Origin of the sequence: Pseudomonas sp. Larv2_ips (assembly GCF_963879675.1) — a bacterium.
In the GTDB taxonomy this organism is placed as follows: Bacteria; Pseudomonadota; Gammaproteobacteria; order Pseudomonadales; family Pseudomonadaceae; genus Aquipseudomonas.
In genome coordinates this window covers 242,381-257,335 of record NZ_CAWOAW010000014.1, presented here as the reverse complement: position 1 = coordinate 257,335, position 14,955 = coordinate 242,381, and the positions used below count along the sequence as shown (strand labels likewise).

Below are 14,955 nucleotides of genomic sequence, written 5' to 3'. Positions count from 1 at the left end.
GCAAGCCCGCTCCCACATTGGCTCTTCATCATTTTTGAGTGAGGTGTTGGACCGAGCCCCGGAAATAACTTGTTTCACATGCAAGGCCATCACGCCGCCATCAATCAATTTTCCTACGTCACCGAACCGCTTAAGCTATCCGGCGTCTGTTTATAGTCCGTTGCGTTTGGCCGAAGGCATGTCCGAACCGTTATTTCTGATCCAGCACGTGCCAGGAACGGCGCGGGATTTGCTCACGACAGGTTGTCTCTATGCATCGCAGGAATTTGCTTAAAGCGTCCATGGCCATTGCGGCTTACACCGGTTTGTCGGCCAGTGGCCTGCTGGCCGCGCAGGCCTGGGCCGGTAACCGTGCCGCCGATGGCAAGGCCGTGGCGTTTGACTTTGAAACACTCAAAGCCCAGGCCAAACAGCTCGCCGGCACCGCGTATAAAGACACCAGACAGGTGCTGCCGCCGACCCTGGCAAACATGACGCCGCAGAATTTCAATGCCATCGGCTACGACGGCAACCATTCGCTGTGGAAGGAATTGAACGGCCAGCTCGACGTGCAGTTTTTCCACGTCGGCATGGGTTTCAAGACGCCGGTGCGCATGCACAGCGTCGACCCCAAGACCCGTGAAGCCCGCGAGGTGCATTTCCGCCCGTCGTTGTTCAACTATGAAAAAACCACGGTGGACACCAAGCAACTGACCGGCGACTTGGGTTTCGCAGGCTTCAAGCTGTTCAAGGCGCCGGAGCTGGATCGCCATGACGTGCTGTCGTTCCTTGGCGCCAGCTACTTCCGTGCGGTGGATTCCACCGGCCAGTACGGCCTTTCCGCACGTGGCCTGGCGATTGATACCTACGCGAAAAAACGCGAAGAATTCCCCGACTTTACGCAGTTCTGGTTCGAAACCCCGGCCAAGGACGCCACGCATTTTGTGGTCTATGCCCTGCTCGACTCGCCGAGCGCCACCGGTGCCTACCGCTTCGACATCGATTGCCAGGCCAATCAGGTAGTGATGGCCATCGACGCGAACATCAATGCGCGCACCGCCATCGAACAACTGGGCATCGCGGCGATGACCAGCATGTTCAGTTGCGGCACCGTTGAGCGCCGTATGTGCGACACCATCCACCCGCAGATCCACGATTCTGACCGCCTGGCGATGTGGCGCGGCAATGGCGAGTGGATCTGCCGCCCGCTGAACAACCCGGCCACACTGCAATTCAACGCGTTCGCCGACACCGACCCGAAAGGCTTCGGCCTGGTGCAGACCGACCATGAGTTCGCCAGCTACCAGGACACCGTCGACTGGTACAGCAAGCGCCCAAGCCTGTGGGTTGAACCGACGACCGCATGGGGCGAAGGCTCCATCGACCTGTTGGAAATCCCCACCACCGGCGAAACCCTGGACAACATCGTGGCCTTCTGGACCCCTAAAAAGCCCGTGGCCGCCGGCGATTCACTCAACTATGGCTACAAGCTGTACTGGAGCGCATTGCCACCGGTGAGCACGCCGCTGGCGCAAGTCGATGCCACCCGTTCAGGCATGGGCGGCTTCACCGAAGGTTGGGCACCGGGCGAGCACTACCCCGAAGTGTGGGCGCGCCGCTTTGCCGTGGACTTCAAGGGCGGCGGCGTGGACCGGCTGCCGGCCGGCACCGGCATCGAGCCCGTGGTGACTTGCTCGCACGGTGAAGTGAAAGACTTCAGCGTGCTGGTGCTCGACAACATCAAGGGCTATCGCATTCTGTTCGATTGGTACCCGACCAGCGACAGCGTCGAGCCGGTGGAATTGCGGCTGTTTATCCGCACCCAGGACCGCACCTTGAGTGAAACCTGGTTGTACCAGTACTTCCCGCCTGCACCGGACAAGCGCAAGTACACCTGACCCACAACGTGGGGGCTGGCTAGCCAGCGCCCACACGGTTTAAGGGTTGTCTAAAACCGCGACACACTCTTCATCGCCCCTATCAGATACCGCATCGCGACCTGATCGTTTTCGGTCAGGGCGCGATATTGCGCCAGCAATTCGGCTTCATCCGAACTCAACCTGCGGCCACGCAAGAACATCCTGCGGGTCAGAAAAGACGCCACCACACCCGCTACACCATAGGACTTGGCCATGGACTGTTTCTCCTGATATCGATCTAAGACTCCTGTCGCCCATCACCCACCTTCCCTGAGGCGCAATGCCTTCGCGGACACACCGACTGACTCCCTGGGCCAGAAATCAGACTTACCTTAAGCGTAGAAACAATCTCGTCACGTGTGGGATTTTTTTAGAGTATTAACTTAAATAATTCGCTTAGGTAACAAAGACCTACAGCCCTTTCGCACGCAGCAACCGCCAGCGCTGGAAGTTGTAAGAAACGCGCGCAAGAAAAAACCCACCGGGTCAGGGTGGGTTTCGGTGAACCAGGCGCTGATCAGTCGCGCAGATCAGACTCATGAATCGGCTGATCACGATGGGTCGCCCGTTGGTACTGCGCCGGCCACGTCGCCTGGCGCCCGCCCAAGTCATCGTCGGCATGCAGCGGCCAGTACGGGTCACGCAACAGCTCGCGGGCCAGGAAGATGATATCGGCCTGACACGTGCGCAGAATGTGCTCGGCCTGGGCCGGCTCGGTAATCATGCCGACCGTGCCGGTGGCGATGCCCGACTCTTTGCGCACCCGCTCGGCAAAGCGCGTCTGGTAGCCGGGGCCAGTGGGGATCTCGGCGTTGGCGGCGGTGCCGCCGGACGACACGTCGATCAGGTCTACGCCCAGGTCTTTGAGGCGGCGCGCCAGTTCCACGGTTTCATCCGGGTTCCAACCGTCTTCCACCCAGTCGGTGGCCGACACGCGAACAAACAGCGGCAATTCCTGTGGCCAGACCTCACGCACAGCCTGGGTTACTTCCAGCACCAGCCGTATGCGGTTTTCAAACGAGCCACCGTAGTGGTCCTGGCGCTGATTGCTGATGGGCGACAGGAATTGATGCAGCAGGTAACCGTGGGCCGCATGGATTTCCACCACCTCGAAACCCGCCGTAAGCGCGCGTTTGGCAGCGGCGACAAAATCGGCGATCACTTGCTGGATTTGCGCGTCATCCAATGGTTTGGGCTGGGTGTGGTTGGGATCAAAGGCAATCGGCGAAGGCCCAACCGGCACCCAGCCGCCCTCTTCCGGCTTGACGCTGCCGTGCTTGCCGATCCACGGCCGGTGCGTGCTGGCCTTGCGCCCAGCGTGCGCCAGTTGAATGCCTGCCACTGCGCCTTGGGCAGCAATGAAACGCGTGATGCGTTGCAACGGTTCGATTTGTGCGTCGTTCCACAGGCCCAGGTCCTGGGCAGTGATGCGGCCATCGGCGGTCACGGCGGTGGCTTCGGTGAAAATCAGCCCGGCGCCGCCCACGGCGCGGCTGCCAAGGTGCACCAAGTGCCAGTCATTGGCCAGGCCATCGTCGGATGAGTACTGGCACATCGGCGAGACGGCAATCCGGTTGAGCAGGGTCAATTGGCGGAGGGTGTAGGGTTCGAGCAGCTGACTCATGGCGCACCTCTTCTGGGTTCTGTGGGCACTATTCAAACAGTGCCTAGAGCCTAGTCGACAACGGTGGCTTGCATAGGGTTCAGATGGAAAACGGGAGCCGATTGCCGGCTCCCGTGCAGCAGCGGCTTACATTTCGACCTGGGTGCCCAGCTCGATCACCCGGTTGACCGGGAGTTTGAAGAAGCGCAGGTTGCCGTTGGCGTTCTTCAACATGAAGGCAAACAGGCTTTCACGCCAACGGGCCATGCCCTTGATGCGCGAGGCAATCACCGTTTCGCGGCTGAGGAAGTAGGTGGTGCGCATCGGGCTGAAATCCAGGTCGTCCAGATGGCACAGCTTGAGTGCTTCGGGCACGTCCGGCTCATCGGTAAACCCGAAGTGCAGGATCACCCGGAAGAACCCCTCCCCATAGGCGTCCACCTCAAAGCGCCGCGAGGCCGGCACACGCGGAATGTCTTCGTAGACCACCGTCAGCATCACCACTTGCTCATGCAGCACCTGGTTATGCAGCAGGTTGTGCAACAGCGCGTGGGGCACGGCGTCCGGGCGCGCGGTGAGGAACACCGCGGTGCCCTGCACGCGATGCGGCGGCTGCACGCGAATACTGCTGATGAAGATCGGCAACGGCAGGCCGCCCTCGTCGAGGCGGTCCATCAGCAGTTCCTTGCCGCGTTTCCACGTGGTCATCAGGATAAACAGCACAATCCCCGCCAATACCGGGAAGGCACCGCCCTGCACGATCTTCGGCACGTTGGCGGCGAAGAACAGGCCATCGACCAACAGGAAGCCGATCAACACCGGAATCGCCAGCACGGGCGGCCATTTCCACAGCAGCAGCATTACCGCCGACACCAGGATGCTGGTGATCAGCATGGTGCCCGTCACTGCCACGCCGTACGCCGAGGCCAAGGCGTTCGAAGATTCGAAGCCCAGCACCAGCAGGATCACGCCGACCATCAGCGACCAGTTCACCGCGCCGATATAGATCTGGCCCTGCTCGGCACTGGAGGTGTGCTGGATATGCATGCGCGGGATGTAACCCAACTGGATGGCCTGGCGGGTCAGCGAGAACGCGCCGGAAATCACCGCCTGGGAGGCAATTACCGTGGCCAGGGTCGACAGTGCCACGAGCGGGATCAACGCCCAGTCCGGGGCCAGCAGGTAGAACGGGTTGCGCGCAGCTTCCGGGTTTTCCAGCAGCAAGGCGCCCTGGCCGAAGTAGTTGAGCACCAGCGCCGGCAGCACCAGCGCGAACCATGCGCGCGCAATCGGCTTGCGGCCGAAGTGGCCCATGTCGGCGTACAGCGCTTCGGCACCGGTCAACGCCAGCACCACCGCGCCGAGAATCGCCACGCCCATGCCGGGGTGGACGACAAAGAAGCGCACGCCCCACACCGGGTTCAGTGCATTAAGAACTTCCGGATGTTGCGCAATGCCATGGATGCCGAGCCCGGCCAGTACCAGGAACCACACCACCATCACCGGCCCGAACAGTTTGCCGATGCGGTCGGTGCCGTGTTTCTGGATCAGGAACAGGCCCACCAGCACCACCAAAGACAGCGGCACCACCCAACGCTCCAGGCCATCAAAAGCCAGTTCCAGGCCCTCGACCGCCGACAACACCGAGATCGCCGGGGTGATCATGCTGTCGCCGTAAAACAGCGCCGCGCCGATCAGACCAAGGATCACCAGCACCGAACGCAATTTGGGGTACGGCGACGCCGCACGCCGCGCCAGCGCCGTCAGGGCCATGATGCCGCCCTCGCCCTGGTTGTCCGCGCGCAGGATAAACAGCACGTACTTGATCGAGACGACCCACACCAGCGACCAGAAAATCAGCGCCAGAATGCCGAAGACCCCGTCATGGTTGACTTGAACTCCGTAACCACCAGTAAACACTTCTTTAAGGGTATAGAGCGGGCTGGTACCGATATCGCCGTAAACCACCCCGACTGCCGCCACCAGCATGCCAATCGGCTTTGCATTGGAATGCTCGGCACCTGCCGCCTGACTATTTGCCTGACCCATCAACCACTCCTGCCCTTTGACCCAAGGTCTTTTATAAACAACGCGTCTAAGCTGACCGTAGCATGCGCTGTTTTACTTCTCGTAACAGACGTTTTATTGACCCAAGGGTTTTACCCATGTGCAACGGCGCGAAGCATAGCGCAGCACTCGTCGCATTTCCCCGTATAAAGCTGGTCAAGTGCGTTGCCCGTCGCTAGAATTGCGCACTTTTTGATCAGAGGCGCACCAAGCGCCCGTCTACCGCCGTGTCGTGCCCGACTGGCGGCGCCATTCAATACCGAGGTTAGACATGTCCACCACCATCGCAAAAGCCAACCCCAAGGTCGGCTTTGTATCCCTGGGTTGCCCGAAGGCTCTGGTCGACTCCGAGCGCATCCTTACGCAACTGCGCATGGAAGGCTATGACGTCGTGTCCACGTACCAGGACGCTGACGTGGTGGTGGTCAACACCTGCGGCTTCATCGACTCGGCCAAGGCTGAGTCGCTGGAAGTGATTGGCGAAGCCATCAAGGAAAACGGCAAGGTCATCGTCACCGGCTGCATGGGCGTGGAAGAAGGCGCTATCCGCAACGTGCACCCAAGCGTGCTGGCCGTGACCGGCCCGCAGCAGTACGAGCAGGTGGTCAACGCCGTGCACGACGTAGTGCCGCCGCGTCAGGACCACAACCCGCTGATCGACCTGGTGCCGCCGCAAGGCATCAAGCTGACCCCGCGCCACTACGCGTATTTGAAGATTTCCGAAGGCTGCAACCACAGCTGCAGCTTCTGCATCATCCCGTCGATGCGCGGCAAGCTGGTCAGCCGCCCGGTGGGTGATGTGCTGGACGAGGCCCAGCGCCTGGTCAAATCCGGCGTCAAAGAGCTGTTGGTGATTTCCCAGGACACCAGCGCCTACGGCGTCGACGTGAAATACCGCACCGGCTTCTGGAACGGCGCGCCGGTGAAAACCCGCATGACCGAACTCTGCGAAGCCTTGAGCAGCCTCGGCGTATGGGTGCGCCTGCACTACGTTTACCCGTACCCGCACGTGGACGAGCTGATCCCGTTGATGGCTGCGGGCAAGATCCTGCCGTACCTGGACATCCCGTTCCAGCACGCCAGCCCGAAAATCCTCAAGGCCATGAAACGCCCGGCCTTTGAAGACAAGACCCTGGCGCGCATCAAGAACTGGCGCGAGATCTGCCCGGAATTGATCATCCGCTCCACCTTCATCGTCGGCTTCCCCGGCGAAACCGAAGAAGACTTCCAGTACCTGCTGGACTGGCTGACCGAAGCGCAGCTGGACCGCGTCGGTTGCTTCCAGTACTCGCCGGTGGAAGGCGCTCCGGCCAATTTGCTCGACGCAGCCATCGTGCCGGATGAGGTCAAGCAAGACCGTTGGGAGCGCTTCATGGCGCACCAGCAGGCTATCAGCTCGGCACGCCTGCAACTGCGCATCGGCCGGGAGATCGAAGTGCTGATCGACGAAGTCGACGAGCAAGGCGCCGTAGGCCGTTGCTTCTTCGATGCCCCGGAAATCGACGGTAACGTGTTTATCGACGATGCCAGCGGTTTGAAGCCGGGCGACAAGGTCTGGTGCACCGTGACCGACGCCGACGAATACGACCTGTGGGCCGTCAAGCGCGACTAAAAAAAACCTTAAAAGCCCCGCCTCTGAACAAGATGCGGGGCTTTTTTAGGTCTATCGTTTGCCCATTGGCGTAGAAACAGGCAAGAGGCAGCGGGCATGCGTCAGCTTTCGGCAATTCATACACCCAAACTCAGCGACTTCGTGCACCTGGCGCAGCTCTGGGAAGATTCGGTGCGGGCGACCCACGACTTTTTGCCGGACAGCTACATCGTGTTGCTCAAGGAGCTGGTGCTGACGCGCTACCTCGACTCGGTGATGCTGATCTGCACCAAGGACGCGCGCCAACGCATCACCGGGTTCGCCGGGGTGGCGTCAGGCAAGGTCGAGATGCTGTTTATCGACCCGCAGCACCGTGGACAGGGACTTGGCCGACAACTGCTGCGTTACGCGATCGAGCACATGAACGCCGACACACTGGACGTCAACGAACAGAACCCCCAGGCCCTGGGCTTTTACTTCAAGCAGGGCTTTGAGGTGATCGGCCGCGCAGAGCATGACGGCCTGGGCCAGCCATATCCGTTGCTGCACATGCGTTTACGCCAGCAGCAACTGCGCAGAGGCTGACGCAACACAGAATAAAATGTGGGAGCGGGCTTGCCTGCGAAAGCGGCGGCCCCATCAGCACACCCTGGGCTGATACACCGCCTTCGCGAGCAAGCCCGCTCCCACAGTGTGAACCGTGTATTGACCAATAAAGCCCCTGCGCTGAAATGGAGCCGGGATTAACCCGCGCCAGGCAGGTACAATAGCCGCCCCCTTTTGCTACGGCCCTTGTCATGACTGACCCCATACGCCTCTCCAAACGCCTTATCGAACTGGTCGGTTGCTCCCGTCGGGAGGCTGAGCTGTTTATCGAAGGCGGCTGGGTCTCGGTGGACGGCGAAGTGATCGACGAACCGCAGTTCAAGATCACCACGCAGAAGGTCGAGCTGGACCCAGAGGCCAAAGCCACTGCACCGGAGCCGGTGACCATTCTGCTGCACGCGCCGGTCGGCGTGGACGCGGAAACGGCGATGGCCTCGATCAGCGCCGAAACCCTGTCCGAAGAGCATCGCTTCAGCAAACGCCCGCTCAAGGGCCACTTCCTGCGTCTGACCGCCAGTGCCGACCTGCAAGCCAAGGCCAGCGGCCTGCTGGTGTTCACCCAGGACTGGAAGATTCTGCGCAAGTTGACCGCCGATGCCGCCAAGATCGAGCAGGAATACGTGGTAGAGGTTGAAGGCGACATGGTCGCCCACGGCCTCAATCGCCTGAACCACGGCCTGACTTACAAGGGCAAAGAGCTGCCCCCCGTGAAAGCCAGCTGGCAAAACGAAAACCGCCTGCGCTTTGCGATGAAAAACCCGCAACCGGGTGTGATCGCCCTGTTCTGCGAAGCCGTTGGCTTGAAAGTCATCGCCATCCGCCGCATCCGCATTGGCGGCGTGTCCATCGGCAAAGTGCCGGTCGGCCAATGGCGTTACCTGTCCGGCAAAGAGAAGTTCTAAGCCGCTGCCCCCTTTCTCGACGCCGCCTGACCGGGCGGTGTCCTCAGTTGAATACCAGGATTGCCCACCATGATTCACAACGACGTACTGCGCAGCGTGCGCTACATGCTCGACATCAGCGACAACAAGATGGTCGAGATCATCAAGCTCGGCGGCATGGACGTGACCAAGGAAGACCTGCTGACCTACCTCAAAAAAGATGAGGAAGAAGGTTTTGTGTTCTGCCCCGACGACGTCATGGCGCACTTCCTTGACGGCCTGGTGATTTTCAAGCGCGGCAAGGACGAAAGCCGTCCGCCGCAGCCGATCGAAACTCCAGTGACCAACAACATCATCCTGAAGAAGCTGCGCGTGGCCTTCGAATTGAAGGAAGACGATATGCACGCGATCCTCAAGGCCGCCGAGTTCCCGGTGTCCAAGCCAGAGCTGAGCGCGCTGTTCCGCAAGTTCGGCCACACCAACTACCGCCCGTGTGGCGACCAGTTGCTGCGTAACTTCCTCAAGGGCCTGACGCTGCGCGTCAGAGCTTAAGGGCAGCGACGAGCCTCAAGCTGCACGTTAACGCTTGCGGCTTGCAGCTTGTAACTTGAGGCTTCAGAAATGACCTACCACGTTTCGCCCGTCGGTTTCGTGCGCTCCTGCTTCAAGGAGAAATTCGCCATCCCGCGCCAGCCGCAATTGGCGCCGGCCGCCCGTGGCGTGCTGGAGCTGGTGGCGCCGTTCGACAGCGGCGACGCGGTACAGGGCCTGGAGCAGGTCAGCCATGTGTGGCTGATGTTTCTTTTTCATCGGGCCCTGGAAGACACGCCGCGCCTCAAAGTGCGGCCGCCACGCCTGGGCGGCAACACGTCCATGGGCGTGTTCGCCACCCGTGCAACGCACCGCCCGAACGGCATTGGCCAGTCGGTGGTGAAGCTGGACAAGGTCGAGCCCGGCCGGCTGTGGATTTCCGGGATTGATCTGCTTGATGGCACGCCCGTGTTGGATATCAAGCCGTATGTGCCGTATGCCGACATTATCGAGGGCGCCACCAACAGCATCGCCAGCAGCGCACCGCCGCTGATTCCCGTGCAGTGGCTGAAGACTGCCCTGTTCCAGGCACAAGGCCATGCTGAGCGCCTTGACGAGCCCTTGGTGGCGTTGATCGAGCAGTGTTTGGCGCAGGATCCACGGCCGGCGTATCAGACGCCTGGGCCGGAGCGCGAGTATGGAGCGCAGTTCTGGGATGTGGATGTGCGCTGGCACTATCCCGAGGCGGGCCTTATCTGTGTACTGGAAGTGGTTCCAGCTGAATAAACCGGAAACAAAATGTGGGAGGGGGCTTGCCCCCGATAGCGCTGGTACATTCAACATCTCTGTTGACTGACTTGGCGCCATCGGGGGCAAGCCCCCTCCCACATTTAGATCTTCTTTGTTGCCCTGACTGTTTACTTCTCGACGAACGCACGCTCGATCAGATAATCACCCGGCTCACGCATACGCGGCGAAACCTTCAGGCCGAAGCTGTTCAGCACTTCGCTGGTTTCATCCAACATGCTTGGGCTGCCGCACAGCATGGCGCGGTCGTCTTCAGGGTTGATCGGTGGCAGGCCGATGTCGCTGAACAGCTTGCCGCTGCGCATCAGGTCGGTCAGGCGGCCTTCGTTTTCGAATGGCTCGCGGGTCACGGTCGGGTAGTAGATCAACTTGTCACGCAGGGCCTCGCCGAAGAATTCGTTCTGCGGCAGGTGCTCGGTGATGAATTCGCGGTAGGCGACTTCGTTGACGTAACGCACGCCGTGGCACAGGATCACTTTTTCGAAACGCTCGTAGGTTTCCGGGTCCTGGATCACGCTCATAAACGGCGCAAGGCCAGTACCGGTGCTGAGCAGGTACAGGTGTTTGCCCGGCTTCAAATCGTCAAGCACCAGGGTGCCTGTCGGTTTTTTGCTGATGATGATCTCGTCGCCTTCCTTCAAGTGCTGCAACTGGGAAGTCAGCGGGCCATCGGGCACCTTGATGCTGAAGAACTCCAGATGCTCTTCCCAGTTCGGGCTGGCAATGGAGTAAGCGCGCATGAGCGGGCGGCCATTTGGCTGTTGCAGGCCGATCATCACGAACTGACCGTTCTCAAAGCGCAGGCCCGGATCGCGGGTGCACTTGAAGCTGAACAGAGTGTCGTTCCAGTGATGAACACTGAGGACACGCTCGTGGTTCATGTTGCTCATGTACGGGGGACTCCTGGAAATGGGTCTGCGCCAAGATTGAGATGCGCAATTGCACAGCATTCTAATGGCGGCGACAATATCTGTTAACTGGATTATTAAGATAAGGGTTATCGGTTATATCGATATGCGATTTACTCTCCGTCAACTGCAAGTCTTCGTCGCCGTCGCCCAGCAGGAAAGCGTCTCACGCGCTGCTGGCCTTCTGGCCTTATCTCAATCCGCCGCCAGCACCTCGATCACCGAGCTGGAGCGTCAATCCAGCTGCCAATTATTCGACCGCGCCGGCAAACGCCTGAGCCTGAACGCCCTCGGCCATCAGCTGTTGCCCCAGGCAGTGGCGCTGCTGGACCAAGCCAAGGAGATCGAGGACCTGCTCAACGGCAAGTCCGGCTTCGGCTCCCTGGCGGTCGGCGCCACCCTGACCATCGGCAATTACCTGGCGACGCTGTTGATCGGCAGCTTCATGCAGCAGCACCCCGAGAGTCAGGTGAAGCTGCATGTGCAGAACACTGCGCATATCGTGCATCAGGTAGCGCACTACGAAATTGACCTGGGTCTAATCGAAGGCGACTGCAGCCACCCGGACATCGAAGTGCAAACCTGGGTGGAAGATGAGCTAGTGGTGTTTTGCGCACCGCAGCATCACTTGGCCAAACGCGGCGTGGCGAGCATGGAAGAGTTGACCCATGAAGCGTGGATCCTGCGCGAACAAGGCTCCGGCACGCGCCTGACCTTTGACCAGGCCATGCGTCACCACCGCAGCGCGCTGAATATCCGCCTGGAGCTGGAGCACACCGAGGCGATCAAACGTGCAGTGGAATCGGGCTTGGGGATTGGCTGCATTTCCCGGCTGGCGCTGCGCGATGCGTTCCGCCGCGGCAGCCTGGTGCCGGTGGAAACCCCGGACCTGGACCTGGCCCGGCAGTTTTACTTCATCTGGCATAAACAGAAGTACCAGACCTCGGCAATGCGCGAGTTTCTGGAACTGTGCCGCGCCTTCACCGCCGGGGTTCAGCGCAGCGACGAAATCGTACTGCCAAGCATCGCCTGATGCCTTAGATCAGAATCACGGCCCACACCAGGGTGATCATGGTCAGCGCCACGAATTGCGCGGCGCTGCCCATGTCCTTGGCGTTTTTCGACAGCGGGTGCAGGTCGAGGGAAATCCGGTCGATGGCCGCTTCCACCGCGGAGTTGAGCAACTCGACGATCAGGGCCAGCAGGCACACCGCGATGAGCAAGGCTCGCTCGACCCGGCTGACGTGCAGGAAAAAGCTCAGCGGAATCAGGATCACGTTGAGCAACACCAACTGACGGAATGCCGCCTCGCCAGTGAAGGCCGCACGCAAGCCATCCAGGGAATAGCCCCCTGCGTTGAAGATACGTTTGATACCGGTTTGACCCTTGAAAGGCGACATAGATGTAGGCAACTGAACCAAAGAAGTGGGGAAACTAGATCACGCAAAGTCAAAAAAGCGTGAATCGGCAATGTCTTAGTGCTGCGAAATTGACTCAAGTTGTTGCAAGAGCAGCGCCGCCTGAGTGCGCGTGCGCACGCCCAGCTTGCGGAAAATCGCCGTCACGTGGGCCTTGATGGTCGCTTCGGACACGCTCAATTCGTAAGCAATCTGCTTGTTCAGCAGACCTTCGCAGACCATGGTCAACACCCGAAATTGCTGGGGCGTCAGGCTGGCGAGGCCATCACGGGCAGCCTTGGCTTCGTCGGACACGTTGATTTCTTCAAACGCTTGCGGCGGCCAGGACACATCGCCGTCAAGCACGGTGCGCACGGCTTTCTGGATCGCTTCCATTGAACTGGACTTGGGAATGAAACCGCTGGCGCCAAACTCCTTGGAGCGCACCACCACGTCAGCTTCTTCCTGGGCCGAGACCATCACCACCGGGATCTGCGGGTATTGCCCGCGTAACAGCACAAGCCCGGAAAAACCGTAGGCACCGGGCATGTTCAGGTCGAGCAGCACCAGGTCCCAGTCGGATTTTTCGGTGAGTCGTGCTTCCAGCTCGGCAATGCTGGCCACTTCAACCAACCGCACGTCCGGGCCAAGCCCCAGGGTTACCGCCTGATGCAGCGCACTGCGAAACAGCGGGTGGTCATCGGCTATCAGGATTTCGTATGTGGCCATTGATTAAATGATCCTGTTTTTTATGGCAGCCCTGACGGGTTCAGGGTTCGCCAGTACACAAGGCAACGGCCAGGCAGCCATCGCCACGGGGCAGGCTCAGCGTCAAAAACACCTGCAACGACGCTGAAAATTCACGGTTACGCCCCAATCGGCGCCCAGCATGCCCAGCGTAGCCTGGGGGGTCAAGCACTACGCCCGTGGGCATTTTAGCGAGTTGCAGGTTTGCAGTGCCATCATGCAAACGTCGTCTGGTCATACTGCCGTGACGTGGGGCGAGAGGCGCGCATGAACGCTGTCCGCCGGGTCCAGCGGCAACAGGAACTTGGCCGCCAGGTAATGGGTGCTGAATACGTCGAGGTAAGCATCCAGCACTTCACTGGCCGCTTGATCGCTTGCCAGCTCCAGGCAGAGCGCGGCGACTTCGGCAGTGCAAAAATGATCATCCCGCTTGGAGCGACGCAGCTTGTAGCGCGACAGCTGTTCAGGCGCCAGGCTCAACACGGGCAAGTGTTCCAGGTAGGGGCTCTTGCGGAACATCTTGCGCGCTTCGCTCCAGGTGCCGTCCAGCAGGATGAACAACGGGCGCTTGCCCTCCTCCACGTTCACCTCACTGACCACCCGCTCTGGCGCGACGAATTCGCCGGGAAACACGATATAGGGTTGCCACTGCGGGTCGGCCAGCAAGGTCAGCAACGCGGGATCGACCTCGGTGCGCGACCAGGCAAACGCGGTGGTGTCGACAATCACATCAGCAATCAGCCAGCCGGTGTTGCTCGGCTTCACCGGTTCAACATCGTGCATCAGCAGGCACATCGCCGAGCGCGCTTCTACCTGCGGCCGCCAGGCACACAGGCAATATTCGGGAATCACCCGGCAGCCGGGGCAACGCTCGGCGCGCGAACCACGGTTGAGGAACGGGCGCACGGCCCGCGCCAGCCGTTGGGTACGCAAACGGGAAACGGCATGGCTCATCGGGCGTAACCCGTAGAAGGGAAAATCGACACTGGGGGAACTCGAGACAGGCTTAAGTGGCGGCAGTTTAGCAGAGCCGCCGGCACTTCTGAGCGATACGCCTGGCTGTAGTGGCAGGCGCTCACCTATAATTGCGCGCCACTGAACGCACAGCGCAGTGGCTGGTCTATGCACCAGTAACCGAATCAGGAGATTTTCATGCTGCGTTCCATGCTGCGTCTTGTTGCCCCATCCGTCGCCCTTGCGCTGGTATTGCCCATGGGCGCCCACGCGGCCTCGCTGCTGGAGGCCCAAATGAACAGGAAGCTGCAAAGCGTCGCGGCCGAAAGCAACAAGGACCTGCCCCGGGAAATCGATGAAAAAACCCTGGAAGTGGCCTATACCGTTGAAGGCATGCAGCTGATCGATCACCTCAGCGTGCAACCTGACCGGGCCGAACAGATGCGCGCCAACCCCAAGGCCGTGTATTTCCAGCTGGGTCAAAGCGTGTGCCTGAACAAGGGTTACCGCGAGTTAATGGCCAAAGGCGCTGTGATGCGCTATGACATCTCCGAGAACAAGACCAACCGCCCGGTGGCGTCGGTCAAGTTTGTCGAGGCCGATTGCCCGGCACCTGCTGCAGCGAAGAAGAAAAAGTAACGATTGCTCCACCGTCGCGCGCTGCTGTCCTGTGGCGCGCACATCCCTCGCTGTCTTTGCTTGCCAACAACTAAACTGCTTGATGTGCGGCCAATAACCGGTTGCCAGCCAAGGGTTTTTCGGCTCATGATCAAGTCATCCCGACAGCCTGCTCCGCGCATTTTCCACGCCGTTCTGTAACATTTTCAGGGCAAAAGAGGGTTGCCCTCCTGCGACTTGCAGTGCAAAGGTTTCCAAATCACAAGGAACATACAGAGCCCGCTTTGCCGCTCGGTGCACACCGTGCAATGCCCCTGGCGTGCAGCGACACATGCAGTGTCGTGGCC

General features: G+C 60.3%; 15 protein-coding genes. 8 read left to right on the top strand and 7 right to left on the bottom strand.

The window, feature by feature from the left end; genetic code table 11:
• Nucleotides 1-251 precede the first annotated feature (251 nt).
• A complete protein-coding gene (locus AACV02_RS07565; protein ID WP_119738674.1) occupies nucleotides 252-1,877 on the top strand; it encodes a glucan biosynthesis protein D in 1,626 nt (541 codons plus the stop codon).
• Nucleotides 1,878-1,927: 50 nt separating this feature from the next.
• Here AACV02_RS07565 and AACV02_RS07560 read toward each other — a convergent pair whose 3' ends face one another.
• The 3 genes from AACV02_RS07560 to AACV02_RS07550 form a co-directional block, all read right to left on the bottom strand.
• Complete coding sequence (locus AACV02_RS07560) at nucleotides 1,928-2,113, bottom strand: hypothetical protein (protein WP_106577224.1); 186 nt, start codon at nucleotides 2,111-2,113, stop codon at nucleotides 1,928-1,930.
• A 302-nt stretch (nucleotides 2,114-2,415) separates the two neighbouring features.
• Nucleotides 2,416-3,522: an NADH:flavin oxidoreductase/NADH oxidase gene (locus tag AACV02_RS07555; RefSeq protein ID WP_106577225.1), complete on the bottom strand. Its 1,107-nt coding sequence runs from the start codon at nucleotides 3,520-3,522 to the stop codon at nucleotides 2,416-2,418.
• A 126-nt stretch (nucleotides 3,523-3,648) separates the two neighbouring features.
• A complete protein-coding gene (locus AACV02_RS07550) occupies nucleotides 3,649-5,550 on the bottom strand; it encodes a potassium transporter Kup (protein ID WP_106577226.1) in 1,902 nt (633 codons plus the stop codon).
• Between the two features lie 289 nt (nucleotides 5,551-5,839).
• On the opposite strand from AACV02_RS07550, the gene rimO reads away from it, so the two are divergent.
• The 5 genes from rimO (at nucleotide 5,840) to tsaA (ending at nucleotide 9,963) form a co-directional block, all read left to right on the top strand.
• Entirely contained in the window at nucleotides 5,840-7,180 is a 1,341-nt protein-coding gene (gene rimO, locus AACV02_RS07545; protein ID WP_106577227.1) for a 30S ribosomal protein S12 methylthiotransferase RimO, read from the top strand.
• 96 nt (nucleotides 7,181-7,276) lie between these two features.
• On the top strand, nucleotides 7,277-7,744 hold the full coding sequence (locus AACV02_RS07540) for a GNAT family N-acetyltransferase (protein WP_119738672.1): 468 nt from the start codon (nucleotides 7,277-7,279) through the stop codon (nucleotides 7,742-7,744).
• Nucleotides 7,745-7,956: 212 nt separating this feature from the next.
• Nucleotides 7,957-8,667: an rRNA pseudouridine synthase gene (locus AACV02_RS07535; protein WP_106577229.1), complete on the top strand. Its 711-nt coding sequence runs from the start codon at nucleotides 7,957-7,959 to the stop codon at nucleotides 8,665-8,667.
• Nucleotides 8,668-8,736: 69 nt separating this feature from the next.
• Nucleotides 8,737-9,198, top strand: a complete 462-nt coding sequence (locus tag AACV02_RS07530) for a YehS family protein (RefSeq protein ID WP_034118394.1) — start codon at nucleotides 8,737-8,739, stop codon at nucleotides 9,196-9,198.
• Between the two features lie 69 nt (nucleotides 9,199-9,267).
• A complete protein-coding gene (gene tsaA / locus AACV02_RS07525) occupies nucleotides 9,268-9,963 on the top strand; it encodes a tRNA (N6-threonylcarbamoyladenosine(37)-N6)-methyltransferase TrmO (protein WP_119738670.1) in 696 nt (231 codons plus the stop codon).
• Between the two features lie 131 nt (nucleotides 9,964-10,094).
• Here the strand turns inward: tsaA and fpr are convergent, their stop codons facing one another.
• Nucleotides 10,095-10,874 (bottom strand): ferredoxin-NADP reductase, encoded by a 780-nt coding sequence (gene fpr, locus AACV02_RS07520; protein ID WP_003189055.1) that lies wholly within the window; start codon nucleotides 10,872-10,874, stop codon nucleotides 10,095-10,097.
• A gap of 124 nt (nucleotides 10,875-10,998) precedes the next feature.
• On the opposite strand from fpr, the gene AACV02_RS07515 reads away from it, so the two are divergent.
• Nucleotides 10,999-11,925, top strand: coding sequence for a LysR family transcriptional regulator (locus tag AACV02_RS07515; RefSeq protein WP_057012105.1), 927 nt, complete (start codon nucleotides 10,999-11,001; stop codon nucleotides 11,923-11,925).
• 4 nt (nucleotides 11,926-11,929) lie between these two features.
• On the opposite strand, the gene AACV02_RS07510 is transcribed toward AACV02_RS07515, so the two are convergent.
• The 3 genes from AACV02_RS07510 to AACV02_RS07500 form a co-directional block, all read right to left on the bottom strand.
• Nucleotides 11,930-12,292, bottom strand: a complete 363-nt coding sequence (locus tag AACV02_RS07510; RefSeq protein ID WP_094949927.1) for a diacylglycerol kinase — start codon at nucleotides 12,290-12,292, stop codon at nucleotides 11,930-11,932.
• A 75-nt stretch (nucleotides 12,293-12,367) separates the two neighbouring features.
• The gene (gene erdR, locus AACV02_RS07505) at nucleotides 12,368-13,018 is read right to left on the bottom strand and encodes a response regulator transcription factor ErdR (protein WP_106577231.1); all 651 of its coding nucleotides are present in this window, start codon (nucleotides 13,016-13,018) and stop codon (nucleotides 12,368-12,370) included.
• Between the two features lie 252 nt (nucleotides 13,019-13,270).
• Complete coding sequence (locus AACV02_RS07500; RefSeq protein ID WP_119738668.1) at nucleotides 13,271-13,990, bottom strand: tRNA-uridine aminocarboxypropyltransferase; 720 nt, start codon at nucleotides 13,988-13,990, stop codon at nucleotides 13,271-13,273.
• Between the two features lie 198 nt (nucleotides 13,991-14,188).
• On the opposite strand from AACV02_RS07500, the gene AACV02_RS07495 reads away from it, so the two are divergent.
• The gene (locus tag AACV02_RS07495) at nucleotides 14,189-14,629 is read left to right on the top strand and encodes a PA3611 family quorum-sensing-regulated virulence factor (protein ID WP_106577233.1); all 441 of its coding nucleotides are present in this window, start codon (nucleotides 14,189-14,191) and stop codon (nucleotides 14,627-14,629) included.
• The last annotated feature ends 326 nt before the right edge of the window (nucleotides 14,630-14,955 follow it).